The organism is Nitrospira sp. (assembly GCA_029194535.1).
Taxonomy (GTDB): Bacteria; Nitrospirota; Nitrospiria; order Nitrospirales; family Nitrospiraceae; genus Nitrospira_C.
Genome location: JARFXR010000002.1, coordinates 199,192 through 224,204 on the forward strand (window position 1 = coordinate 199,192; position 25,013 = coordinate 224,204).

Sequence of the window (25,013 nt, forward strand, 5' to 3'; positions counted from 1 at the left end):
TCTATCGCCGTCCGGCCTACAGGACTTCCGGAGCCAGAGAAATGATTTTCATGAACTTTTTCCACCGAAGCTCGCGGGCGACCGGTCCAAAAATACGAGTGCCAACCGGCTCCCCTTCCTTGTTGATCAACACACAGGCGTTCCGGTCGAACTTGATGTAGGACCCATCTTCCCGCCGAACTTCTTTCGTTGTCCGCACGATCACCGCACGACTGACATCGCCCTTCTTGACGGTCGCCTGAGGAATCGCCTCCTTGACGGCCACGACAACGATATCTCCCAGGGAGGCGTATCGGCGTTTCGAGCCGCCGAGAACATGGAAGCACATGGCCTGCTTCGCCCCTGAGTTGTCGGCCACATCCATGTAGGTATAGTTCTGAATCATGTCTGACTCGTTCCTTGTCGTCGTGGACGAGCGAGTTATTCGCCGCGCCCTTTTTCCAAGACTTCAACCACTCGCCAGTGCTTCTCTTTGCTGATGGGTCGGGTTTCGATCATCCGCACCCGGTCACCAACCCCGCACGCATTCTGCTCATCGTGGGCCTTCAACTTGGTGATCCGCCGTAAGACTTTTCGATAGATGGGGTGGACGACGGACCGTTCCACTGCCACCACGACAGTCTTGTTCATCTTATTGCTGACAACCCGCCCGATCCACTCACGCCGCTTGACACCCGTCTCTGCCATAGTGCGTACCTATTCCCCCTTTTACGAGCCCGCCTTTCGGCTCGTTCGCTCCGTTTCACGCAAGAGGGTCTTCACCCGCGCGATCGTTCGCTTTGTTTTCCGGACCTGCATCGGGTTTTCCAGGCGTCCAGTCCCCAGCTGAAAGCGGAGGTTGAACAGCTCCTGCGTCAACTCCTTGGCTTTCTCCGACAATTCAGGTGCAGTCAATTGCTTCAGTTCTTTGAGCTCCATCACGCTCCCGCCTTCTCCTGAACTCAACGTTCGCTAAAACTCTCCGCGTGCTACACACTTGGTTGCGATCGGCAGTTTGTGCGAGGCCAGACGAAATGCCTCGTTGGCAATCTCCGACGTCACCCCGCCCATCTCATAGAGAATCCGGCCTGGCTTGACGACTGCCACCCAATATTCCGGATTGCCCTTTCCCTTGCCCATCCGTGTTTCAGCCGGCTTCTTCGTAATGGGTTTGTCGGGAAAAATCCGCGTCCATACCTGTCCACCCCGCTTCACATACCGTGTGATGGCAATTCGAGCCGCTTCGATCTGCCGGCTGGTCACCCAGCCCGGTTCCAGCGCCTTGAGCCCGAACTCGCCCAACGTGACATTGCCGCCTCGGTAGGCCTTGCCTCGCATACGGCCTTTCATCATCTTTCGGAACTTGACTTTTTTCGGTGCCAGCACGATCGCCTCTTAACTCATGCCAATCGACGCTCAAAGGCCGATTCCGGCTTGAGCGGTTGCGCGGGAAGAATTTCCCCTTTGTAGATCCACGTTTTCACGCCGATCTGTCCCATCGTCGTGTGAGCTTCCGCAAATCCATAATCGACTTCAGCCCGAAGGGTATGCAGAGGCACGCGCCCCTCGCGGTACCACTCGGTCCGCGCAATTTCGGCACCGCCCAAGCGGCCGGCGATCATGATCTTGATTCCTTGCGCACCGAGGCGCAACGCCGACTGCACACTTCGCTTCATCGCACGGCGAAACGCGACGCGTTTCTCCAACTGCGTAGCCACGTTCTCACTGACCAATTGCGCATCCAGCTCAGGCTTCTTGATCTCTTTGACGGTGATATACACTTGCCCGCCGTACTGTTTCTCCAATTCAGCCTTCAACTTATCGACCTCGGCGCCCTTGCGACCGATAATGATCCCGGGACGGGCCGTGTGGATAATGACCCGCGTCTGATCGCCCGACCGCTCGATCTCCACCTTGGCCACGCCGGCGTGGAAGAGCTTCTGCTTCACGATCCTGCGGATCTTGATGTCCTGGTGCAGCAGTTTCGCGTAGTCTTTCTCGGCATACCACCGCGAACTCCACGTGTAGTTGTATCCGAGACGGTAACCGATTGGATGCGTTTTTTGACCCATACGATCTGTTCCTCAGTTCTGCCGCGGCCGACCGGCCGCAATGCGGGTTACTTCCCCGTGAGACCCGACGCCTCCACGACGACCGTGATATGACTCGTTCGCTTTTGAATGGCATTTGCCCGTCCCATCGACCGGGCACGGAACCGTTTGTAGGTCGGCCCGCAATTCACGAATGCCTTGGAGACACGCATGGAGTCGCTGTCCCCCAGCTCCTTTTGCTCGGCATTCGCGACGGCAGATCGCAGCACCTTCTCGATGACACGCGCCGCATGACGAGGTAAATGCTTGAGCATCGCCAAGGCCATGGGCACTTGCTGTCCGCGAATCATGTCGACGACGGGACGCGCCTTCCGTGGAGCCACGCGAACGAATCTCAATACCGCTCGTGCTTCTGCCATATCAAATCCTTACCTAATCATGCCCTATTTTAAGGCGACCGCTTTTTCCGACCTAGCCTGTCCGTGCCCTTTGAAGAAACGGGTGGGGGAGAACTCACCGAGCTTGTGGCCCACCATATTTTCAGTGACAAAGACCGGAATGAACTTCTTGCCGTTATGCACCGCAAACGTATGCCCGATCATGTCCGGAACGACGGTGGAGCGACGCGACCACGTCTTGATGATTTTCCGGTCCTTGGTCTGATTCATCTGCTCCACTTTCTTGAGCAGATGCTCGTCGACAAATGGCCCCTTGCTAACCGATCTAGGCATTGCGCACTCCTGACTTGCGTCGGGCAATGATGTACTTGTCCGTCGCCTTGTTGTTCCGGGTCTTGTATCCCTTCGTCGGCAGGCCCCACGGCGAGACTGGATGGGGATTCCCTTGGCCGGACTTGCCTTCACCACCGCCGTGCGGATGGTCAACTGGATTCATGACCACGCCGCGCACGTGCGGGCGCCGTCCCATCCAGCGTGAGCGCCCGGCTTTTCCCACATTGATGTTCTCGTGATCCAGATTTCCCACCTGCCCGACGGTAGCCATGCAAGACGCAAGAATTCTGCGCATCTCGCCCGACTTCAGCCGCACCTGCACGTAGTCGCCGTCCCGGCCCATCACCTGCGCGAATCCGCCGGCGCTGCGGATCAGTTGACCGCCCTTGCCCGGCTTGAGCTCGATGTTGTGGATGGTCGTCCCCAACGGCATGTTGGCCAAAGGAAGGGCATTCCCCGTGCGCACCTCTGCGCCTGCACCGGATTGCAATACATCGCCTACTTGAAGTCCGACCGGTGCGAGAATGTAGCGCTTTTCCCCGTCGCGATAAGTGAGCAGGGCGATACGGGCTGACCGGTTGGGATCGTACTCCAACGCTGCAACCTTGGCAGAGATACCGACTTTGTCCCGGCGAAAATCGATCTTTCGATACAGCCGCCGATGTCCAGCGCCGCGAAAGCGGACGGTTGTTCGCCCGTCGTTGTTGCGCCCACCGCTCCGGTGGTGAAACGACGTCAGCGATTTTTCAGGTCTCTTGCCGGCTAATTCTTCGGTGGTCACCACGGACATCCCGCGGCGCCCTGATGTTGTCGGTTTATAGGCTTTCAACCCCATGGACGTCTCTTTCCTCTTCTATGCACTCTCGTACAGCTCGAGTTTTTCACCTTGCTTCAGCTTGACGAAAGCCTTCTTCCAGTCCGAACGCTTTCCGGAGAACCGTCCCAGGCGCTTGAGCTTGCCTTGCACGTTGAGGACATTCACCCGTTCAACTTTGACCTTGAGCAGAGTTTCAACGGCTTGCTTGATTTGCACCCGATTGGCTCCCGGATGGACGAGGAAGCTGACCGTGTTGTTCGATTCGCGCATCGCCGTCACCTTTTCTGTCAGGAGCGGCTGAATCAGCACGTGATGAAGATCCAATCTCATGCCCAGACCTCCTTCACACGGGCCAGCTCCCGTTCGGGGATGACGATGGTCTCCGCTCGTACCACGTCATAGACGTTCAACTGATCAGGCGCCACGACTGCCACGGTCGGAAGGTTTCTAGCCGCCTGAACGAGCCCTGTGTGACCTTCCCCTGCGACGATGAGGATATGGACGCCGTTCCCGAACTGACCCAAGGTTTTCGCCAGCAATTTCGTCTTGGGCTGCGCCAGCGACAGATCTGACAGAACCACCACCTGCCCGCCTACCACCTTCGCCGACAGCGCACTCTGCAGCGCCGCACGGTATTTTTTCTTCGGCATGCTGAACGCATAACTCCTCGGCTTGGGACCGAACACTGACCCCCCGTGCCTCCAGACTGGAGACCGTAAAGAACCGGCGCGAGCCCTGCCCGTATGCTTCTGCTTCCACGGTTTCTTGCCCGATCCGCTGACCTCTCCGCGCCGGAGCGTAGAGGCCGTGCCTTGCCGCTCACAGGCACGCTGCATCACGACCGCCTCATGCACCAGCGCTACGTGAGGCTGACAGCCGAACACCTCGGCGGGAAGCTCAGCGGAGCCTACTTTGCGCCTGTTCAGATCAATGACGTCGACCGTCGGCATGTCCTATCCCTTCTTTGACTTTCTGACCACGAGCAACCCGTTCGCCGCGCCGGGAACGGCCCCGCGGACAAAGATCAGATTCTCTTCCGGCCGTGCTTCGACGACCTTCAGTCGCTGGGAGGTCACCCGCTCCGCGCCCATGTGTCCAGGCAACGTCTTTCCCTTCCACACGCGGGAAGGAAATGAACTGGCGCCGATCGATCCAGGGGCACGATGGAACATGGATCCATGCGATTCAGGTCCGCCGGAATAGTGGTGACGCCGCACAACTCCCTGGAAGCCCTTCCCCTTCGACACGCCGATGACGTCGACCCAGTCACCCTTCTTGAAAATATCCACCTTGATCGTCTGCCCCACCGTCACGTGGCCGGTCATCTTGAATTCCTTGAGCGTCCGGCTGGCGGGTGCCTCATGCTTCTTGAGGTGACCCAACTGCGCCTTAGACAGCCCGCGCTCTTTCGCCTCACCGTAGGACAGCTGCACCGCCTCGTATCCGTCGCGCTCTTTCGTTTTCACCGTCACGACCCGACAAGGCCCGGCGGAAATAACTGTCACCGGAACCAGCTGACTCTCATCGAACACCTGCGTCATTCCCAGTTTTTTTCCAAGCAATCCGTTCGTCATATCAATTCCAGTCCCAAGCGGTGAGTCCTGAGTGCTGAGACATCCGACATCCGAAACTCAGCACTGAGCATCCAGAACTCATAACTTGATTTCTACGTCCACACCGGCAGCCAAATTCAGCTTCATCAAAGAGTCCATGGTTTCCGGCGTGGGCTCCATGATATCCATGAGACGCTTGTGCGTGCGGATTTCAAATTGCTCGCGCGCCTTCTTGTCCGCATGGGTGGCCCGCTGCACCGTGAACTTCTCGATCCGAGTCGGCAACGGGATCGGGCCCACGATTTTGGCACCGCTGCGACGGACGGTTTCAACGATCTCCGCCACGGATTGATCCAGCACGCGATAGTCAAATCCGCGCAACCTGATTCTGATTCTCTGATCGACCTTCACCATGCCAACCCCTATCCTTCTCGATCGTTAAGCCAGGATTTCCGTGACGACGCCGGAGCCGACGGTCTTGCCGCCCTCACGCACGGCAAAGCGCAGGCCCTGGTCCATCGCGATCGGACTGATCAACTCGGCCGTCACACTCACATTGTCCCCCGGCATCACCATCTCCACGCCCGGATTCAACGACACGATCCCCGTCACGTCCGTCGTCCGGAAATAGAACTGCGGCCGATACCCGTTGAAGAACGGCGTATGCCGTCCCCCTTCTTCCTTCGTCAGCACATAAATCTCCGCCTTGAACTTCGTATGCGGCGTAATGGTCTTCGGCTTCGCCAACACCATGCCCCGCTCCACGTCTTCTTTCTTCGTCCCCCGCAAGAGCACCCCGATGTTGTCCCCCGCCTGCCCTTCATCCAGCACCTTGCGGAACATCTCCACCCCGGTCACCACCGTGCTCTGTGTCGGCCGCAGCCCCACGATCTCGATTTCATCCCCCACCTTCACGATCCCCCGCTCGCACCGGCCCGTCACCACCGTGCCCCGCCCGCTGATCGTGAACACATCCTCGATCGGCATCAAAAACGGCTTGTCGATCGGCCGCTGCGGCGTCGGAATATAGGTATCCACCGACTCGAGCAACTTCACAATCGCCGGCACCCCCAGCGGCCCCTGATCCCCTTCCATCGCCTTCAAGGCACTGCCCTGTATAATGGGGGTCTTGTCCCCCGGAAAGTCATACTTCGAGAGCAGCTCCCGCACTTCCAATTCCACCAGATCCAGCAATTCCTTGTCGTCGACCTTGTCCGCCTTGTTCAGAAACACCACGATGTAGGGCACCCCCACCTGCCGCGCCAACAGAATATGTTCCCGCGTCTGCGGCATCGGGCCGTCCGCGGCGCTCACCACCAGGATCGCCCCGTCCATCTGCGCCGCCCCCGTGATCATGTTCTTCACATAATCGGCGTGCCCCGGGCAGTCCACGTGGGCATAGTGCCGCTTGTCGGTTTCGTATTCGACGTGGCTGATCGCAATCGTCATGATCTTGGTCGCATCCCGCCGCCCCTGGCTCTCGCTCGCCTTCGCCACTTCGTCGTAACTGATGAACTTCGCCATCCCCTTATCCGCGCACACCTTCGTCAGCGCCGCCGTCAACGTCGTCTTCCCGTGGTCCACGTGCCCGATCGTCCCAATGTTCACGTGCGGCTTCTTCCGCTCAAATTTCGCCTTCGCCATGCCGAACCCTCCCTACAACTTCTGTGACCCCCGAATTACTCGCCTCGGTATTTCGCGATGATTGCTTCCGCAATCTGCCGCGGCACCTGATCGTATCTATCGAATTCCATGCTGTACGTCGCCCTTCCCTGCGTGCGAGACCGGAGATCCGTGGCATAACCGAACATCTCCATGAGCGGCACCGAAGCTTCGATGGCCTGGGCGCCGGCGCGAACCTTCATCCCTTGTACCTTGCCGCGACGGCCGTTCAGGTTGCCGATGACGTCGCCCATGAACTCTTGCGGCACAAGTACTTCCACTTTCATGATCGGCTCAAGGAGCACGGCATCAGCCTTCTTGCAGGCATCGGAAAAGCCCATGGAACCGGCGATCTTGAACGCCATTTCGTTGGAATCCACCTCGTGATACGACCCATCGATCACGGTCACTTTGATATCCCGCAACGGATAGCCGGCGATCACACCGTTCTCCATCCGTTCTTTCACGCCCTTTTCGATCGCAGGGATATATTCCTTCGGGATCGCACCGCCGACGATCTTGTTGACAAACTCCAGTCCTTTACCCGGTTCAGATGGCTCGACCGTGAGCACCACATGGCCATACTGACCTCGACCGCCCGTCTGCTTGATATACTTGGATTCCGACTCGGCCTTGCGCCTGATCGTTTCCCTGAAGGCCACTTCCGGCTTGCCGACATTCGCTTCAACCTTGAACTCCCGTAACAAGCGATCGACGATGATTTCCAGGTGCAACTCGCCCATGCCGGCGATGATGGTCTGGGCCGTCTCTTCGTCGGTACGAACACGGAACGATGGATCTTCTTGCGCCAACTTCTGAAGCGCGAAGCCCATCTTTTCCTGGTCTTGCTTCGTCTTCGGCTCGATCGCCATCGCAATAACCGGTTCAGGAAACTTCATGACTTCCAGCAATACCGGCTGCTTCTCGTCGGCCAAGGTGTCGCCGGTCGTCGCGCCCTTGAGTCCCACCGCCGCCACGATGTCCCCCGCATACACGGCGTCGATCTCCTCACGTTTGTTCGCGTGCATTTTCAGCAGACGCCCGATGCGGTCCTTTGTCCCCTTGGTCACATTGAGCACGGGCGTACCGGTCTTGAGCGTGCCGGAATACACGCGGAAGTAGGTCAACTGACCGGCGAAGGGATCGGACATGATCTTGAAGGCCAACGCGGCGAACGGCTCGGAATCGGCGGCCTTGCGCTCGACTTCCTTATTCGTATTCGGATCGATGCCCTTCACGGACGGAATATCGAGCGGCGAGGGTAGAAAATCGACCACGCCGTCGAGCAGCTGCTGCACCCCTTTGTTCTTGAACGCCGACCCGCAGAGCACCGGAGTGACCTTCATCGCAATGGCACTGGCGCGGACCGCACGGCGAATCTCCTCCTCGGTCAAGGTCTGTCCATTGAGATATTTTTCTATCACCTGATCGTCGAACTCTGCCACCGCTTCGAGCATCTTCTCCCGATACTCCTTGGCCTTGTCCAACAAGTCGGCAGGGATCTCTTCCACCTTGTACTTGGCGCCCAGCGTTTCATCATCATACACATAGGCCTTCATCGTGATCAGATCGATCGAGCCGCGGTACTCCGATTCCTTCCCGATAGGAATCTGGATTGGGATGGGATTCGCGCCCAGCCGGTCGATGATGGTCTGCACGCTGAAATAGAAGTCGGCGCCGATCCGATCCATCTTGTTCATGAATGCGATGCGCGGCACCTGATACTTGTCGGCTTGCCGCCATACGGTTTCTGACTGCGGCTCGACGCCCTGCACCGAATCGAAGACCGCAACCGCCCCATCCAAGACCCGCAAGGACCGTTCGACCTCGATCGTAAAGTCCACGTGTCCGGGTGTATCGATGATATTGATGCGGTGATCCTTCCAGAAACAGGTTGTGGCCGCAGCGGTGATCGTGATCCCACGCTCACGCTCCTGCTCCATCCAATCCATCGTCGCAGCACCCTCATGCACCTCACCCATCTTGTGGGTCATGCCGGTGTAATAGAGAATCCGCTCGGTGGTCGTGGTTTTCCCCGCGTCGATATGCGCCATGATCCCGATGTTACGCGTGCGTTCTAATGGTGCTTGCCTAGCCACGTTTAACCCCTAAAAATACACGTGCTGCAGATTGAGCCGGTGAAAGCTGCGATTCAGGGGCACCCCGCGTCTGCGGATCGCAGCACGGCCCAACTGCAGCACAGAATGACGTTACCAGCGATAGTGCGCGAAGGCCTTGTTGGCCTCCGCCATGCGATGCACGTCTTCCCGCTTTTTTACCGCGGCCCCTGTATTGTTGGATGCGTCCAGCAGTTCGGCCGCGAGCTTCTCCCGCATGCTCTTGCCGCCGCGCGTCCGCGCATACTCCGACAACCAACGTAGCGCCAACGACATCCGGCGAGCAGGGCGGATTTCGACCGGCACCTGATACGAGGCGCCACCGACCCGTCGAGACTTCACTTCGACGATCGGCTTCACGTTATCGATCGCCGCCTTGAACACCTTGAGGGGATCTCCGGCCGTCTTTTCCTGGATCACATCGAACGCGCCGTAACAAATCCGTTCCGCCGTGCTCTTCTTGCCGTTCTCCATCAGAATATTGAGAAATTTCCCGACGATCTTGTCGCGATATCGAACGTCCGGGAGCGGCTCTCGCTGTCCCAAAAATCTGCTTCGTGGCATACGTTCCGTTCTCTCTGCTCAGATTCGGTGGATCAAATTACTTCGGACGCTTGGCTCCATACTTGGAACGGCCTTGCTTTCGGTCGGCGACGCCGACGGCGTCGAGCGCACCGCGCACGATGTGATAGCGCACGCCCGGCAAATCCTTCACGCGGCCGCCTCGCACGAGCACGATCGAATGCTCTTGAAGGTTGTGGCCGACTCCGGGAATGTACGTCGTCACTTCCATCCCGTTCGTCAGTCGAACGCGGGCGACTTTCCGAAGCGCGGAGTTCGGCTTCTTCGGGGTCGACGTGTAGACGCGCAGACACACGCCGCGTTTCTGCGGACAGGCCTTGAGCGCGGGACTCTTAGTCTTGGCATGGGCCAGCTGCCGGCCCTTTCTCACAAGTTGATTGATCGTCGGCATTGCTCTCTCTCTTGATCTGAAACTCTGGTTTTCCGCTCGACCCCAATCTTCAAGGGCAAAGCCGGAGGATTATAATGATCAACCCTTATGCTGTCAAGCCATGGTCGAACCGCACGTCCGGCGTCACGACCCGGTCGACTCCCCGGAGGCGGCTACCACCCCCTCGCGCGGCAGCGCCGGCGCTTCTCCCGTACCGACGGCCACCGGTTCAGGCTTGGGACTGATCACGAATGTATCGCGATACTCCTCAAACCCGCTCCCGGCCGGAATCAATCGTCCGACGATGACGTTTTCCTTCAAGCCCAGTAGATTGTCCTCGCGCCCGTTGATGGCCGCTTCGGTCAGAACTCTGGTCGTCTCCTGGAAGGACGCGGCGGAAATGAAGCTGTCGGTCGTCAGCGCCGCCTTGGTAATACCCAAAAGTACGGGCTTGCCAAGCGCGGGTTTGCCGTCTTTCTTCAGCACCCGATCGTTTTCTTCTTCGAAGACCAGTTTGCTGACCTGGCTTCCGGGAAGGAATTCCGTGTCCCCCGGATCTTCAATCCTGACCTTGCGCAGCATTTGCCGCACGATGATCTCGATATGTTTGTCATTGATCGACACACCTTGCAGGCGATACACGTCCTGTACCTCGTCGACCAGATACTTCTGCAATTCATTAGGACCCAACACATCGAGAATGTCGTGCGGATTCGCCGACCCGTCCATCAACGGCTCTCCGGCGCGCACCCAATCTCCTTCGTGCACATTGACGTGCTTGCCTTTCGGGATGAAGTACTCCTTGGTATCGCCCATCTTGTTGTCGACCAACACCTTGCGCTGGCCCTTGACGAACCCGCCGTAAGAAATCTCTCCGTCGATCTCGCTGATGACGGCTTGTTCTTTCGGCTTCCGAGCTTCGAAGAGTTCCGCCACGCGGGGAAGACCGCCGGTGATGTCCTTCGTTTTCGTGGTCTCGCGCGGAATCTTCGCGAGCACATCGCCCGGATGCACCATGGCGCCCTTCTCCACGAAGATATGTGCGCCGACGGGCAGCAGATACCGGGCAACCATATTGGCCCCGCCCGACACCTTTGCGGTTTTTCCGCCTTCGTCTTTGATCGACACGCGGGGACGAAGCGTCGCGCCCGTGTGCTCGATGATGACCTTTCTCGACAGACCGGTCACCTCGTCGAATTCTTCCTTCATCGTCACGCCTTCGACGATGTCGCCGTACGCAACCTTCCCGCCGACCTCGGTCAGAATCGTCAGCGAGTACGGATCCCATTCCACCAGCTTTTGGGCCAGGGCGATGCGATCGCCGTCCTTGATTTTGATCTTGGCGCCGTAGACGACCGGGTATTTCTCGCGTTCCCGACCGTTCTCATCGACGATCGCGATCTTCGCATTCCGGTTCATCACGACCCATTCGCCATCCTTGTTGCGGACGGCGATGCCGGCGTTGTGCACATCGGCGTTCTTCTTGGCGTCAAAACTCATGAACTTCATGTAGCCGGCATGCTTCGCTTCGAGCACCGTTTGCTCCACCACCTTGCTGGCGGTACCGCCGATATGGAACGTACGCATCGTCAGCTGGGTCCCCGGCTCTCCGATGGACTGCGCCGCGATCACGCCGACCGGTTCGCCCTTTTCGACTAAACGGCCACGCGCCAGATCTCGCCCATAACAGGCGCGGCAGACGCCGCGACGTGACTGGCAGGTCAGGACGGACCGGATCTTCACCCGGTCGACGGCCGCTTCCACGACGTCCTTCGTTCGATCTTCGGTGATCTCTTCGTTGAACGACACGATGATCTCGCCGGTCACGGGATCGCGGATATCCTCGGCCGCCAGGCGTCCCAAGATACGTTCTTCGATCGGCTGGATGATTTCGCCGCCTTCGACCAGCGCGCTCACGAAGATCCCGTCGGTTGTGCCGCAATCGATTTCACTGATGATGACGTCCTGCGCGATATCGACGAGACGTCGAGTGAGATACCCGGAGTTTGCGGTCTTCAACGCCGTATCCGCCAAGCCCTTACGCGCGCCGTGCGTCGAGATGAAGTACTGCAGCACCGTCAGGCCTTCGCGGAAATTCGCCGTGATCGGCGTCTCAATGATTTCTCCGGACGGCTTCGCCATCAATCCGCGCATACCGCCCAACTGACGGATCTGCTGCGAACTGCCTCGGGCTCCCGAGTCGGCCATCATGAAGATCGGGTTGAAGGCCTCCTGTTTGGCCGCGTCGCCACCGGCACCCAGCTCCTTCATCATTTCACCCGCCACCTGCTCGGTGACATGGGCCCAAATGTCGATAACCTTGTTGTAGCGTTCACCGTTCGTGATCAAGCCTTCGGCATACTGCCGCTCGATCTCGTTGACTTCGCGCTGCGCTTTTCCGATCAACTCTTCCTTCTTGCTGGGAATATGCATGTTGTCGATGCAGATCGACACGCCGGCCCGGGTGGCATACTGGAACCCTGTGTCCTTGATTTTGTCCAGAAACGTCACGGTCTCGCGGTGCCCGGACTGTCGGTAGACGGAATCGATCAGCTTGGTCACCTCTTTCTTCGTCATCAGCTTGTTGGCATAGGAGAAGGGCATGCTGGCAGGCAACACCTCGGACAGGATCACGCGGCCGACCGTTGTTTGCACCAGGTTGCCTTCGATGCGCACCTTGACCCGCGCATGCTCTTCCACTTCACGCGCATCGAAGGCGATGCGCACTTCCTCTGGCGAGCCGAAGACTTTTCCCTCACCTTTCGCACCGACCCGCTCCTTCGTCAGCCAATAGCACCCCAGCACCATGTCCTGCGACGGTACGGCGATCGGCTTGCCGTTGGCGGGCGAGAGAATGTTGTTGATGGACATCATCAGCACGCGCGCTTCCACTTGGGCTTCGACGGACAACGGCACATGGACGGCCATCTGGTCGCCGTCGAAGTCCGCATTGAACGCGGCGCAGACGAGCGGATGCAGCCGGATCGCTTTCCCTTCGACCAGGACCGGATCGAAGGCTTGGATGCCCAGTCGATGGAGCGTCGGCGCTCGATTCAAGAGCACCGGATGCTCTCTGATGACCTCATCGAGCACGTCCCACACTTCAGGCCGCTCCTTTTCGACCAGACGCTTGGCACTCTTGATGGTCGTGGCAGCGCCCCGCTCTTCCAGCTTGTGAAAGATAAACGGCTTGAAGAGCTCTAGAGCCATTTTCTTCGGGAGACCGCACTGATGCAGCCGCAGTTCCGGACCGACAACGATGACCGTCCGGCCTGAATAGTCCACACGCTTACCGAGCAGATTCTGCCGGAAACGTCCTTGCTTGCCCTTCAGCATGTCGCTCAGCGACTTGAGCGGGCGCTTATTGGGCCCGCGGATCGCACGGCCTCGACGGCCGTTATCGAACAAGGCATCCACCGCCTCCTGCAGCATACGCATTTCGTTGCGGATGATGACCCCGGGCGCCTTCAACTCCATCAATCGCTTCAGCCGATTGTTCCGGTTGATCACGCGGCGATAGAGATCGTTCAGATCCGACGTAGCAAAACGTCCGCCGTCCAGCGGCACCAGCGGGCGCAACTCGGGGGGCAGCACGGGGATCACGTCCATGATCATCCACTCGGGCTTATTCCCTGACTTGCGGAACGCCTCGATAACCTTGAGCTGTTTCGCGTGCTTCTTTTTCAGCGCCGCCGACGTGGATGTTTTGGACTTCGCCTTGATTTCATCCCACTTGGCATTGATGTCGATCTTCCGCAACAAGTCGCGAATCGCCTCGGCGCCGATGCCGACCTTATAGGAATTGGACGCGAATTCCGACTGCAACTGTCGGAGCTTCTCTTCCGTCACGAGCTCTTTCTCCGCCAAGTCCGTCTGGCCAGGATCGACACAGACGTAACTTTCGAAGTAGAGAATCTTTTCCAGTTGCTTGAGGCTCATGTCCAGCAGCGTGCCGATGCGGCTGGGCACGCCTTTCAAGAACCAAATGTGCGCCACCGGTGCCGCCAGCTCGATGTGGCCCATGCGTTCCCGACGCACCTTGCTCTGAATCACTTCGACTCCGCACTTGTCGCAGACGATGCCCCGGTGCTTCATGCGTTTGTACTTGCCGCAATTGCACTCCCAATCCTTGATCGGGCCGAAAATCTTCGCGCAGAACAAGCCGTCTTTCTCCGGTTTGAACGACCGGTAATTGATCGTCTCGGGCTTCTTCACTTCGCCGTACGACCAGGACCGGATCTTTTCGGGCGAGGCGATGCGGATCCGCATCGAGTCGAACGACACCGCGTCCCTCGGCTTCTCAAATAATGTGTATACGCCTTCCAAGGTAGTGACCTCCTCTGATGCCGGGACGTGCCCGGCACACAAGTGGTTAGTCTTGAGTCTTGACCAACTCGACGTCCAGCCCGAGGCTTTGCAGCTCCTTGACCAGCACGTTGAACGACTCGGGCAAGCCCGGCTCCAGGAACGGCTCCCCTTTGACGACTGCTTCATACATCCGAGACCTGCCCGGTACGTCATCGGACTTGACGGTCAGGAACTCCTGCAGCGTGGAGGCCGCTCCATAGGCCTGCAGCGCCCACACCTCCATCTCGCCCAGCCGCTGTCCGCCGAACTGAGCCTTGCCGCCCAACGGCTGCTGTGTCACGAGCGAGTAGGGTCCGATCGACCGTGCGTGAATCTTGTCGTCGACCAGATGGTGCAGCTTCAATACATACATGTAGCCCACCGTGACCGGACTGCCGAAGGGCTCGCCGCTCCGACCGTCCATGAGGACAGTCTGTCCGCTCGACGGCAGCTTGGCCTTCTTCAGTAGGTCTTTGATTTCCTTCTCCGACGCACCGTCGAATACGGGGCTCGCCACCTTGATGCCCAAAGCCTTCGCGGCCCAGCCCAGGTGAGTCTCCAAGATCTGGCCCACATTCATACGAGAAGGCACACCGAGCGGATTCAAGACGATTTCCACCGGCGTCCCGTCCGGCAAATAGGGCATGTCCTCTTCGGGCAACACACGTGACACGACGCCTTTGTTGCCGTGCCGGCCGGCCATCTTGTCGCCGACTTGTATCTTGCGCTTCATCGAAATGTAGACCTTGACGAGCTTGATGACGCCCGGCGGCAACTCGTCGCCCCGTTTGAGGCGCCCGACCTTCTCGTCGTACAGCGTCTGCAGAATCTCGATCTGCTCTTTGGCTCGGCGCTCAACGTCCTCGAGTTCTTTTTGCTCATCCGGGTCGCTCAGGATGATGTACCGAACCGTGTCGTCGGGCAGCCGCTTGAGGATCTCCGCGGTCAGCTTGCCTTTTTTCTTCAAGATGACGTCGCCGCTCTCGGGATCCATCAGATCGCGGCCGACCACTTTACCCAACAGCAGCTTCCTGACTTTCTTGGTCTTTTCCTCGTCGATGATGCGCAGCTCCTCGTGATGATCACGCTGGAGCTTCATCGCATCTTCGCTCTCGATGCTCTTGGAACGCTCGTCTTTGTCGAGCCCTTTGCGTGAAAAAATCTTCACGTCGACGATGATGCCTTCTACACCCGGGGGCACGGTCAACGACGTGTCCTTCACATCTCCGGCCTTCTCGCCAAAGATGGCGCGGAGGAGCTTCTCTTCCGGAGTCAGCTGCGTCTCGCCTTTCGGCGTTACCTTGCCGACCAGAATGTCGCCGGGCTTCACTTCCGCGCCGATTCGGATGATGCCGCTCTCGTCGAGATTGCGCAGCGCCTCTTCGCCGACGTTCGGGATGTCGCGCGTGATATCTTCCTTCCCCAGCTTGGTGTCGCGAGCCTCTACTTCGAACTCCTCGATGTGAATGGAGGTGAACGCATCCTCACGCACCAGCTTCTCACTCAGTAGAATGGCGTCCTCGAAGTTGTAACCGCCCCAGGGCATGAATGCGACCAGCACGTTCTTGCCGAGCGCCAACTCCCCCTGGTCGATGGCTGGACCGTCGGCCAACACTTGGCCCTTGTTCACAGGCTGCCCGATCCGCACCACCGGTGTCTGGGTGATGCAGGTATTTTGATTCGACCGCTGGAACTTGATCATATCGTAGACGTCAAGCCCTGAATCGTTTCGCTTCCGGCCCTCTTTGGCATCGGCGCGCACAACGACTCGGGTGGCATCGACGCTTTCGACGACACCGGACCGTCTGGATTGCACCACGTAGCCTGAATCCCGCGCCACCACCGCTTCCATGCCGGTCCCCACCAACGGGGCTTCCGCCTTCAACAACGGCACCGCTTGGCGCTGCATATTGGAACCCATCAACGCGCGATTCGCGTCATCATGCTCCAGGAACGGCACGAGCGCGGTCGCCACGCTGACCACCTGCTTGGGCGAGACGTCCATATATTCGACCTTGTCTGGAGTCGCCGTCACAAAATCGCCGGCGGACCGGGCGGATACCGTTTCGGAAACCAACCGCCCCCCCCCGTCCACCTTCGAATTGGCCTGCGCAATGACGTATTTGTCGCCCTCGATGGCGGACAGAAACTCGATCTGATCGGTGACGCGCCCCTTTTCGACTCTCCGATACGGAGCTTCGATAAACCCGAACTTATTGATCCGGGCATAGGTAGCCAACGACGTGATCAAGCCGATGTTCGGCCCTTCCGGCGTTTCGATCGGACAAATACGGCTGTAGTGCGACGGGTGCACGTCACGGACTTCGAAGCCCGCCCGCTCCCTCGTCAAGCCGCCGGGACCCAGCGCCGATAAACGCCGCTTGTGGGTGATCTCCGCCAACGGATTCGTCTGGTCCATAAACTGCGACAGCTGGCTGCTGCTGAAAAATTCCTTGACCGCAGCCACAACCGGCTTGGCGTTGATCAAGTCATGAGGCAGCACGGTCTCCATGTCCAGGAGGTTCATGCGCTCCTTGATGCTGCGCTCCATGCGGACCAATCCGAGCCTGAACTGATTTTCCAGCAATTCGCCGACCGACCGAACCCGCCGATTGCCCAAATGGTCGATATCGTCGATCTCGCCCTTGCCCATCTTGAGATTGACCAGATAGCGGATGACCTCCACGATGTCTTGCGCCGTCAGCGTGCGCTGCTCCAGCGGCAGATCGAGCCCCAGCTTCTTGTTGAGCTTCAATCGGCCGACCGGCGAGAGGTCGTACCGTTTCGAGTTGAGGAACAAATTGTCGAATAGGGCGCGGGCTGTCTCGACGGACGGAGTCTCTCCGGGACGGAGCCGGCGATAGATTTCGACCATCGCCTCCTCCTTGGAACCTGTGCGCTCCATTTCCAACGTATCGAGAATGACGGGAGTCGTGGTGGCCGTGTCGAAATAGATGACCTTGAACTCCTCGATCTCGGTCTCCAGGATCCGCTCGACGACTTCGGCGGTCAGCCGTTGATTCTTCTCCGCAAGCTTGTTCCTTTTGCTGTCCACCAGCTCCGTAAGCACCGCGCGGCCCACCAGTTCAGAAGGCGAGAGCGGGATTTCTTTCACACCGGCGGCCTTGAGCTTGGCAATCACCCCCTTGGTCAACTTCGTGCCTTCCCGGACCAGCGGTTCCTTTCCGCTCTTGTCGGACAACTCCACTGAACAGCGAAGCCCCTGATGGATCTCGGGATCCAGCTTCCGCATCAGCTTGCCCTTCACCACCCGGATCTCTTCCACGGGATAGTACATTTTCAGCAGATCGTCGCCGGAGTAGCCGAACGCCTTCAGAAGAATGGTGGCCGGCATCTTGCGGCGACGATCGATACGCACGTAGAGGATGTCGCGCGCGTCAAACTCGAAGTCGAGCCATGAACCCCGATAGGGAATGATCCGCGCCGAGTAGAGCACCTTCCCGCTGGCGTGAGTCCGGCCCTTGTCGTGGGTAAACGAGGCGCCCGGCGACCTGTGCAACTGGCTGACGACGACCCGCTCGGTCCCGTTGACGATGAACGTGCCCCGCTCCGTCATGAGCGGAAGCTCGCCCACGTAGACCTCCTGCTCGCGCACATCCAGCACCTTCTTCTTGGGTCCCTTGTCTTCCTTGTCGAAGACCACGAGTCGCACGCGCAGCTTCAGCGGCACGGCGAAGGTCATACCCTGCTCCAGGCACTCCCGTTCGTCATACTTGGGTATTCCGAGCGTGTAACTGGTGAACTCCAGGACGGCCGTGTTGTTGTAATCCGGGATCGGAAACACGCTGGCCAGGGCGGCCTGGAGCCCATGATCTTTTCGCCGTTCAGCCTCCGCTTCGAATTGCAGAAACTCCTCGTAGGATCGCTTCTGAATCTCGATGAGATCCGGAATGTCGATGCTCGTACGGATGCGGGAAAAGTCTTTCCGCTCGACGAACTCTTGTAGAGTCGTTTCGGACATTCGCCAGTCCTCCACTACAATGGTTGGGCTTGGGTACCCGCACATGCGGGTACCCACAGATGCTGATCGAACGACAGGCTACTTGATCTCGACCTTCGCGCCGCCCTCTTCCAGTTTCTTCTTCATCGTGTCGGCTTCCTCCTTCGCCACGCCGTTCTTGACCGGCTTGGGAGCCCCTTCCACGAGATCCTTGGCTTCCTTGAGTCCCAGGCTGGTGAGCTCGCGCACGACCTTGATGATCTGAATCTTCTTATCCGCCGGCGCGGAGACCAAAATGACGTCGAACGCCGTCTTTTCTTCCGCGGGAGCGGCAACCGCGCCGCCAGCGGCTGGGGCCGCTGCCGCGGCGACCGGAGCCGCGGCGGTAACGCCGAAGCGGTTCTCGAGCCCTTTCACCAATTCAGCCAGATCGAGCACGCTCATACTCTCGATGGCCTTGATCAACTCCTCCTGCGACAACTTTCCCTCTGTAGCTGGCATGTCTCCCTCTCCTTTCCGTTTATCCTGAATGGCGGCAATGACTCTCACAAACTTGGACAGCACTGCGTTGAGCGTATAGACGACGCCACGGATCGGCCCCTGCATGGCCGACAGCAGCATCGCGATCAATACTTCCTTTTTCGGAAGCTTTGCAACGGCCGCCAATTCGGCAGCCTGAACGACTTTCCCATCGAGTACGCCGAGCGTGATACGGATTTTCTCTTCACGCTTCTCGGCCGCGATGAAATCCCGGAGGATCTTGGTTGGGAGCACCGGATCGTCGTAGCCGATCACCATGCCCGTCGGCCCTTTCAAATGGGTCTTCAACTCCGACAGGGAAGTCCCTTCGGAAGCCCGCGCCGCCAACGTGTTCTTAACGATCTTGTATTCCGCCTTGGCGCCGCGCAGCTGTTTCCGAAGCTCGGTCACCTGGTTGACTGGGAGCCCGCTGCACTCGGTCAGAATGGCCAACCGCGCCCGGCCGAACTTTTCCGTCAACTCCGCCACTGCTGTGGCCTTCTCTTCCTTCTTCATCTCACTCCCCCTCTTCCTTCGCGACAACCGCGGACCATCGTCGATGACGTCCGTCGCTCACCCTCAGCAACTCCAGGAACAAGCTCCTAGCCGGAGCAGGACTCCCCGAGCGGTCGAATCCAGCCCGCAGGTCCTTGCAGCCCCGCCTTCAGCTCCACTGCTTAGCAATCGCCGCGGCATCGAGCTTGACTCCCGGACCCATCGTGCTCGAGATGGTCACGCTCTTCAGGTACCGGCCTTTGCACGAAGCCGGTCGCGCCTTCACCACCGCCTCCAGCACGGCTGCGGCATTGTCATACAACTGATCGGCATTAAAAGAGACTTTGCCGACGGGGACTTGCACGATACCGGCCTTCTCAACTTTGTACTCGACCCGCCCCTTTCGGATTTCTCCGACTGCCTTGCCGACCTCGAAGGTCACCGTCCCGGTCTTGGGGTTGGGCATCAGTCCGCGAGGTCCGAGGACTTTGCCCAGTTTTCCCACAGCGGCCATGAGGTCCGGCGTCGCAATGGCGGAATCGAACTCCATCCACCCGCCCTTGATCTTCTCCATCAGATCATCGGACCCGACATAGTCCGCGCCGGCCTGGCGCGCCTCCTGCTCCTTCTCCCCCTTGGCAAATACCAGAACACGCATTTTCTTTCCGGTTCCGTGCGGCAGCGAGGTGGTACCCCGGACCATCTGGTCGGAACGCTTCGGGTCAACGCCAAGACGGATCGCCAAGTCGACCGACTCGTCGAACTTGGCATACGCGGCGCTCTTGACGACATCGACGGCCTCGCGCAGGGGATACTGGCGCGGCTCGACCTTGTCGAACGCGGCTTTCATTTTCTTTCCCATACCAGGCACTCCTTCTGTCTTGTCGTTAGCCTTGGATGACCACGCCCATGCTGCGGGCCGTACCTTCAATGATCTTGACGGCTCCCTCCAAGTCGGCGGCATTCAAATCCGCGAGCTTCTTCTGGGCGATCTCATTCAGCTGCTTCCTGGTGATTTTCCCCACCTTGTCCTTCTGCGGCACGCCCGACCCTTTGATGATGCCGGCGGCCTTCTTCAGCAGATCCGAAGCTGGCGGCGTCTTCATGACGAAGGTGAAGGTTCGGTCCTTGTACACGGTGATCACCACTGGAATGATGCTGTCACCTTCCTTCTGCGTCTTGGCATTGAATTGTTTGCAGAATTCCATGATGTTGACCCCGTGCTGACCGAGCGACGGCCCGACCGGAGGCGCCGGATTGGCTTTGCCCGCCGGAATCTGCAACTTGATCTGCGCGGAAACTTCCTTCGCCATTGTCCTTCCCCTTCGAATGTCGAATGGGGAATGTTACGTGTTGAACCGCCCGGGACAAGTCTGCCCCGGCTCGGCATTCAACGTCGAACATTCCACATTGCACATTTCAGATTCGTTCTACCTGCAAGAATCCCAGTTCCACCGGCGTCGATCGCCCAAAAATACTCACCATCACCTTGAGTCGGTTGTGATCCTGATCGACCTCGTCGACCATGCCGTTGAACCCCATGAAGGGACCATCGACGATCCGGACGTTGTCGCTCTTGATAAACTTCACCTGCTCGCGCGGGCCAGCGCTTCCCGCATCCACCTGCTTGAGCAATTCCGCCACCTCTTCGCTGGTCAAAGGCGTCGGCTGCGCGCCCCCCCCGACGAAACCGGTGACCTTCGGCGTCTCCTTGATCATCTGAAGCGTCTCATCCGTCAACGGGGTTTCGATCTCGACGAGCACGTAGCCGGGAAAAAACTTTCGTCGAGAGGTCCGGCGCTTCCCATCCTTAATTTCAATCACATCCTCGGTGGGCACCAACACCTGCCCCAGCTGCTCGGCCAGGCTCATTTGGTTAGCCCGCTCATGCAAGCTGGTCTTAACCCGCTGCTCAAAGCCCGCGTAGGTGTGGATGACATACCAGTTTTTTCCCATGCCCTATCCTCGAATCGCTGGTTCAAGCCACAATGGCGCAGATGTCATGACCGTTCCGACACTTCTCGTCCCCCGCCCCGCGGAATAACGGCTATCCGAGGTCTCCCGCGATAAGGAGACCATCGTGAGTCGCCAAACTCCCACTAGAGAATTTTTCCGACTAACCACACCAGGAACGAATCGATGACCGAGAGATACAGAGACATCAATACACAAAATACAATCACCACGGTAGTCGACCCGATCGTTTCCGCACGGGTGGGAAAAGACACCTTTTTGAGTTCAGTGCGCACATCGGTCAAAAATGTCTTGACCGAATCGATCATCCGTTTAAACATCGCACTCCTACATCTTCGCGGCTACCGACCCACTCAACAAGAGTCACCGTTCAGCTTCACGGTCGAGTAACACTCCCAGTCTCCAAAACCCCTCACTTGCGGTGTTTGTCCGTCGGCCATGATCGCAAGGCCGGCGGTACGAGCACGCTCGGGGTGGCAGGGGCACTAGGATTTGAACCCAGACTTTCGGTTTTGGAGACCGACGTGCTGCCATTAACACTATGCCCCTTCGCTCGGCGGTGCTGAGCGCCTATTTCACTTCCTTGTGGGGCGTATGCTTCCGGCAGAACTTGCAGAACTTATTTCTCTCCAACCGGTCCGGGTCGTTCTTTTTGTTCTTGTTGGTCGAATAGTTCCGCTGTTTGCAGGCGGTACAAGCCAAGTCGATAATCTCTCGCATCGCAATTCTCCCATGCGGTCAGAGGACCACAGTCCCTTGCCTTAAGCCAGGATTTCCGTGACGACGCCGGAGCCGACGGTCTTGCCGCCCTCACGCACGGCAAAGCGCAGGCCCTGGTCCATCGCGATCGGACTGATCAACTCGGCCGTCACACTCACATTGTCCCCCGGCATCACCATCTCCACGCCCGGATTCAACGACACGATCCCCGTCACGTCCGTCGTCCGGAAATAGAACTGCGGCCGATACCCGTTGAAGAACGGCGTATGCCGTCCCCCTTCTTCCTTCGTCAGCACATAAATCTCCGCCTTGAACTTCGTATGCGGCGTAATGGTCTTCGGCTTCGCCAACACCATGCCCCGCTCCACGTCTTCTTTCTTCGTCCCCCGCAAGAGCACCCCGATGTTGTCCCCCGCCTGCCCTTCATCCAGCACCTTGCGGAACATCTCCACCCCGGTCACCACCGTGCTCTGTGTCGGCCGCAGCCCCACGATCTCGATTTCATCCCCCACCTTCACGATCCCCCGCTCGCACCGGCCCGTCACCACCGTGCCCCGCCCGCTGATCGTGAACACATCCTCGATCGGCATCAAAAACGGCTTGTCGATCGGCCGCTGCGGCGTCGGAATATAGGTATCCACCGACTCGAGCAACTTCACAATCGCCGGCACCCCCAGCGGCCCCTGATCCCCTTCCATCGCCTTCAAGGCACTGCCCTGTATAATGGGGGTCTTGTCCCCCGGAAAGTCATACTTCGAGAGCAGCTCCCGCACTTCCAATTCCACCAGATCCAGCAATTCCTTGTCGTCGACCTTGTCCGCCTTGTTCAGAAACACCACGATGTAGGGCACCCCCACCTGCCGCGCCAACAGAATATGTTCCCGCGTCTGCGGCATCGGGCCGTCCGCGGCGCTCACCACCAGGATCGCCCCGTCCATCTGCGCCGCCCCCGTGATCATGTTCTTCACATAATCGGCGTGCCCCGGGCAGTCCACGTGGGCATAGTGCCGCTTGTCGGTTTCGTATTCGACGTGGCTGATCGCAATCGTCATGATCTTGGTCGCATCCCGCCGCCCCTGGCTCTCGCTCGCCTTCGCCACTTCGTCGTAACTGATGAACTTCGCCATCCCCTTATCCGCGCACACCTTCGTCAGCGCCGCCGTCAACGTCGTCTTCCCGTGGTCCACGTGCCCGATCGTCCCAATGTTCACGTGCGGCTTCTTCCGCTCAAATTTCGCCTTCGCCATAAGTCACTCCTTTTCTCGGAACGCTGAGAGTGTTAGCCCGATGCGGTCGGCCTCATCATGCTTCGGGTTGAGCCGGATCATCAAGAAAACCCTCAACACTTGCGGTGTATATCCCGTCGCGCATTATGAAAGGCGCTCCGGATCGAGCAAGCTCTGTTTGGAGCCCACGACGCGGATCGAACGCGTGACCTCGTCCTTACCAAGGACGTGCTCTACCAACTGAGCTACGTGGGCGTTCCTCGTCAATCGTGAACTGACGTGTATCAATCGGGCAATCCTTCAGGACGATTCCGCTCGCCCCCCTCGCTTCATGTTCGATCAGAAACCTCTCCCGTCCCTATTTGGAGCGGGCGGTGGGAGTTGAACCCACGACAGCCAGCTTGGAAGGCTGGGACTCTACCGCTGAGCTACGCCCGCCCTACTCAGTGACACTCAAAGTGCTCATCCGCTCGCACGTCTCCAAAACAAGAACACTGAAGGTGTCTATCCGGCTCGTTTCATCTTAAGCTCGCCGGCCCACGCAAGCGTGGTTTGGTGGGCAGGCAAGGATTCGAACCTTGGAAGCCGATGGCAACAGATTTACAGTCTGCCCCCTTTGGCCACTTGGGTACCTGCCCGAACAGGCAACAACAAATGTTCAGTAGAAAACCCCTGCCCTCTCTCACCATCGCGGACGAAAAAAGCAGAGCAGGCTCGTCCATGTACAGCACCTATTCCTTTTAAAAAAGGATAAAGTACTGATCTGGGGACAGAGCCTTGTTCAAGAAACGCCCGATTCTATTGATGAAGTCTTTTGAAGTCAAGGGGGAGAAGGCCTGCGGCACAAATTTTTCTTTTCGGCGGTCTCTCCGCGGTCTTAGACATTACCCTGAACCGCCCAAAATCCGTGATTCATGTCAAAGATGAGAGCCGATTCATTCAGAGGCCCGTCGGCCGGCTCATGGCTTGTCCGGAATCACCATACCATAAGCGTGCAATTTTAATGAAATCCCCGGACGAGACACGGCTAACACGAGTGGGAATGACGAGGGGGTTTGCCGGAACTGAGCACCTGATCTGCCTGCTTGATCAGATCGTCAGGAAATCCGAGCGCCTCCTTCAGAAGATGGCGGACTTCCTCCGGTGAGATCCTGGAAGCCGGAGCTAGAAACCGCTTCCGCGCCCCGGCCCGTTCCTCGGGATTCTCGGGCTCATAGTAGCCGCGAAGTTTTCCCTCGCGGTCTGCGTCCTCCAGGCGGCGAAGCCAAGCCGCCCTCGGTTTTCCCGACTTCTGAAGCGACAGGGCAGTCCGACCGGCTGATTCCAACTGGCTCCACACTGCCCACCCGATGAAAACCGCCCAGGCCTCGTTCAACGCTTCCCACGATTCGACTTCGCTCAGATATCGCTCCTCCGTCTCGGTCCTGCGCTGCACAACCGGATTGATCAAGACCGAACCGTACCGGCACTGTTGCTGCCTGCGCGCGAATGCCAGAGCGTCCCCCCGGCCGTCAGTCGCCAGGTAGTCCATGTATGCGTGAAAGAGCTCATGGTACAGCGTTTCCATTTCGCTGTTGGTCAGGCGGCTCAGCGGCCGAAGGGTGCCTCCAGCAGCGTTAAACGAAAGCGAACGATTCAAGACCATCCGATGCTCGCCGAGATGATACTCCGCTGCAAACGCCTGGAGATCGTCGAATTCAAACTTGACGAAGTCGGGTGGCACGGCCTTGAGAAACTTCACAGGCAATCCAAGCCGTTCCGCCTCGACCACAATCTGCCTCCACGTGTGGCCGGACGTCCTCTCCGCTCCGACCGGTGAAATCAGGACAAGGCACCAGCAGCAGAGCAAGCACAGAACCGGGCTCCGGTCACGGAACGGCCGCATCATGTGGATAAGCGATTCCGGCAC

26 protein-coding genes, 4 tRNA genes and 1 pseudogene are annotated in these 25,013 nt (G+C 58.6%); all 31 read right to left on the reverse strand.

Features of this window, described 5'->3' with window-relative positions; translation table 11 throughout:
* Window positions 1–16: 16 nt before the first annotated feature.
* Window positions 17–385: a 50S ribosomal protein L14 gene (rplN, locus tag P0111_12375; protein ID MDF0644823.1), complete on the reverse strand. Its 369-nt coding sequence runs from the start codon at window positions 383–385 to the stop codon at window positions 17–19.
* A 35-nt stretch (window positions 386–420) separates the two neighbouring features.
* Window positions 421–687, reverse strand: coding sequence for a 30S ribosomal protein S17 (gene rpsQ, locus P0111_12380; GenBank protein MDF0644824.1), 267 nt, complete (start codon window positions 685–687; stop codon window positions 421–423).
* A gap of 21 nt (window positions 688–708) precedes the next feature.
* On the reverse strand, window positions 709–918 hold the full coding sequence (gene rpmC, locus P0111_12385) for a 50S ribosomal protein L29 (protein ID MDF0644825.1): 210 nt from the start codon (window positions 916–918) through the stop codon (window positions 709–711).
* 33 nt (window positions 919–951) lie between these two features.
* The gene (gene rplP, locus P0111_12390) at window positions 952–1,365 is read right to left on the reverse strand and encodes a 50S ribosomal protein L16 (protein ID MDF0644826.1); all 414 of its coding nucleotides are present in this window, start codon (window positions 1,363–1,365) and stop codon (window positions 952–954) included.
* 14 nt (window positions 1,366–1,379) lie between these two features.
* Window positions 1,380–2,051 carry a 30S ribosomal protein S3 gene (gene rpsC, locus P0111_12395; protein ID MDF0644827.1) on the reverse strand — a complete coding sequence of 224 codons (672 nt, stop codon included), beginning with the start codon at window positions 2,049–2,051 and terminating at the stop codon, window positions 1,380–1,382.
* A 47-nt stretch (window positions 2,052–2,098) separates the two neighbouring features.
* Window positions 2,099–2,449 (reverse strand): 50S ribosomal protein L22, encoded by a 351-nt coding sequence (rplV, locus tag P0111_12400; GenBank protein MDF0644828.1) that lies wholly within the window; start codon window positions 2,447–2,449, stop codon window positions 2,099–2,101.
* A 24-nt stretch (window positions 2,450–2,473) separates the two neighbouring features.
* Window positions 2,474–2,761 (reverse strand): 30S ribosomal protein S19, encoded by a 288-nt coding sequence (gene rpsS / locus P0111_12405; GenBank protein MDF0644829.1) that lies wholly within the window; start codon window positions 2,759–2,761, stop codon window positions 2,474–2,476.
* Window positions 2,754–3,596, reverse strand: coding sequence for a 50S ribosomal protein L2 (gene rplB / locus P0111_12410; protein ID MDF0644830.1), 843 nt, complete (start codon window positions 3,594–3,596; stop codon window positions 2,754–2,756). The genes rpsS and rplB overlap by 8 nt, the downstream gene beginning before the upstream one ends.
* Before the next feature lie 18 nt (window positions 3,597–3,614).
* Window positions 3,615–3,908, reverse strand: coding sequence for a 50S ribosomal protein L23 (locus tag P0111_12415; protein MDF0644831.1), 294 nt, complete (start codon window positions 3,906–3,908; stop codon window positions 3,615–3,617).
* Window positions 3,905–4,528 (reverse strand): 50S ribosomal protein L4, encoded by a 624-nt coding sequence (gene rplD / locus P0111_12420; GenBank protein ID MDF0644832.1) that lies wholly within the window; start codon window positions 4,526–4,528, stop codon window positions 3,905–3,907. The genes P0111_12415 and rplD overlap by 4 nt, the downstream gene beginning before the upstream one ends.
* 3 nt (window positions 4,529–4,531) lie before the next feature.
* Window positions 4,532–5,152 (reverse strand): 50S ribosomal protein L3, encoded by a 621-nt coding sequence (gene rplC / locus P0111_12425; protein MDF0644833.1) that lies wholly within the window; start codon window positions 5,150–5,152, stop codon window positions 4,532–4,534.
* Window positions 5,153–5,230: 78 nt separating this feature from the next.
* Window positions 5,231–5,545, reverse strand: coding sequence for a 30S ribosomal protein S10 (rpsJ, locus tag P0111_12430; protein MDF0644834.1), 315 nt, complete (start codon window positions 5,543–5,545; stop codon window positions 5,231–5,233).
* Window positions 5,546–5,569: 24 nt separating this feature from the next.
* Complete coding sequence (gene tuf, locus P0111_12435) at window positions 5,570–6,775, reverse strand: elongation factor Tu (protein MDF0644835.1); 1,206 nt, start codon at window positions 6,773–6,775, stop codon at window positions 5,570–5,572.
* Window positions 6,776–6,810: 35 nt separating this feature from the next.
* A complete protein-coding gene (gene fusA / locus P0111_12440) occupies window positions 6,811–8,892 on the reverse strand; it encodes an elongation factor G (protein MDF0644836.1) in 2,082 nt (693 codons plus the stop codon).
* A 111-nt stretch (window positions 8,893–9,003) separates the two neighbouring features.
* Window positions 9,004–9,474, reverse strand: coding sequence for a 30S ribosomal protein S7 (rpsG, locus tag P0111_12445; GenBank protein ID MDF0644837.1), 471 nt, complete (start codon window positions 9,472–9,474; stop codon window positions 9,004–9,006).
* Between the two features lie 37 nt (window positions 9,475–9,511).
* A complete protein-coding gene (gene rpsL / locus P0111_12450) occupies window positions 9,512–9,883 on the reverse strand; it encodes a 30S ribosomal protein S12 (GenBank protein ID MDF0644838.1) in 372 nt (123 codons plus the stop codon).
* Between the two features lie 123 nt (window positions 9,884–10,006).
* Window positions 10,007–14,131, reverse strand: coding sequence for a DNA-directed RNA polymerase subunit beta' (rpoC, locus tag P0111_12455; GenBank protein MDF0644839.1), 4,125 nt, complete (start codon window positions 14,129–14,131; stop codon window positions 10,007–10,009).
* Window positions 14,132–14,234: 103 nt separating this feature from the next.
* Complete coding sequence (gene rpoB, locus P0111_12460) at window positions 14,235–18,191, reverse strand: DNA-directed RNA polymerase subunit beta (protein MDF0644840.1); 3,957 nt, start codon at window positions 18,189–18,191, stop codon at window positions 14,235–14,237.
* Between the two features lie 78 nt (window positions 18,192–18,269).
* On the reverse strand, window positions 18,270–18,671 hold the full coding sequence (rplL, locus tag P0111_12465) for a 50S ribosomal protein L7/L12 (GenBank protein ID MDF0644841.1): 402 nt from the start codon (window positions 18,669–18,671) through the stop codon (window positions 18,270–18,272).
* Window positions 18,672–18,698: 27 nt separating this feature from the next.
* Window positions 18,699–19,205, reverse strand: a pseudogene (gene rplJ, locus P0111_12470) (50S ribosomal protein L10).
* 148 nt (window positions 19,206–19,353) lie between these two features.
* The gene (gene rplA / locus P0111_12475) at window positions 19,354–20,046 is read right to left on the reverse strand and encodes a 50S ribosomal protein L1 (GenBank protein ID MDF0644842.1); all 693 of its coding nucleotides are present in this window, start codon (window positions 20,044–20,046) and stop codon (window positions 19,354–19,356) included.
* A gap of 25 nt (window positions 20,047–20,071) precedes the next feature.
* Window positions 20,072–20,497 carry a 50S ribosomal protein L11 gene (gene rplK, locus P0111_12480; GenBank protein ID MDF0644843.1) on the reverse strand — a complete coding sequence of 142 codons (426 nt, stop codon included), beginning with the start codon at window positions 20,495–20,497 and terminating at the stop codon, window positions 20,072–20,074.
* A 106-nt stretch (window positions 20,498–20,603) separates the two neighbouring features.
* Entirely contained in the window at window positions 20,604–21,140 is a 537-nt protein-coding gene (gene nusG / locus P0111_12485) for a transcription termination/antitermination protein NusG (protein MDF0644844.1), read from the reverse strand.
* Between the two features lie 143 nt (window positions 21,141–21,283).
* A complete protein-coding gene (gene secE, locus P0111_12490) occupies window positions 21,284–21,478 on the reverse strand; it encodes a preprotein translocase subunit SecE (protein ID MDF0644845.1) in 195 nt (64 codons plus the stop codon).
* 154 nt (window positions 21,479–21,632) lie between these two features.
* Window positions 21,633–21,707: transfer RNA gene (locus tag P0111_12495), tRNA-Trp, on the reverse strand.
* Window positions 21,708–21,728: 21 nt separating this feature from the next.
* A complete protein-coding gene (rpmG, locus tag P0111_12500) occupies window positions 21,729–21,878 on the reverse strand; it encodes a 50S ribosomal protein L33 (protein MDF0644846.1) in 150 nt (49 codons plus the stop codon).
* Window positions 21,879–21,919: 41 nt separating this feature from the next.
* Window positions 21,920–23,125 carry an elongation factor Tu gene (tuf, locus tag P0111_12505; GenBank protein MDF0644847.1) on the reverse strand — a complete coding sequence of 402 codons (1,206 nt, stop codon included), beginning with the start codon at window positions 23,123–23,125 and terminating at the stop codon, window positions 21,920–21,922.
* A 158-nt stretch (window positions 23,126–23,283) separates the two neighbouring features.
* Window positions 23,284–23,359: transfer RNA gene (locus tag P0111_12510), tRNA-Thr, on the reverse strand.
* A gap of 108 nt (window positions 23,360–23,467) precedes the next feature.
* Window positions 23,468–23,542: transfer RNA gene (locus P0111_12515), tRNA-Gly, on the reverse strand.
* Between the two features lie 115 nt (window positions 23,543–23,657).
* Window positions 23,658–23,742, reverse strand: a tRNA-Tyr gene (locus P0111_12520).
* A 389-nt stretch (window positions 23,743–24,131) separates the two neighbouring features.
* Window positions 24,132–25,013: a hypothetical protein gene (locus tag P0111_12525; protein ID MDF0644848.1), complete on the reverse strand. Its 882-nt coding sequence runs from the start codon at window positions 25,011–25,013 to the stop codon at window positions 24,132–24,134.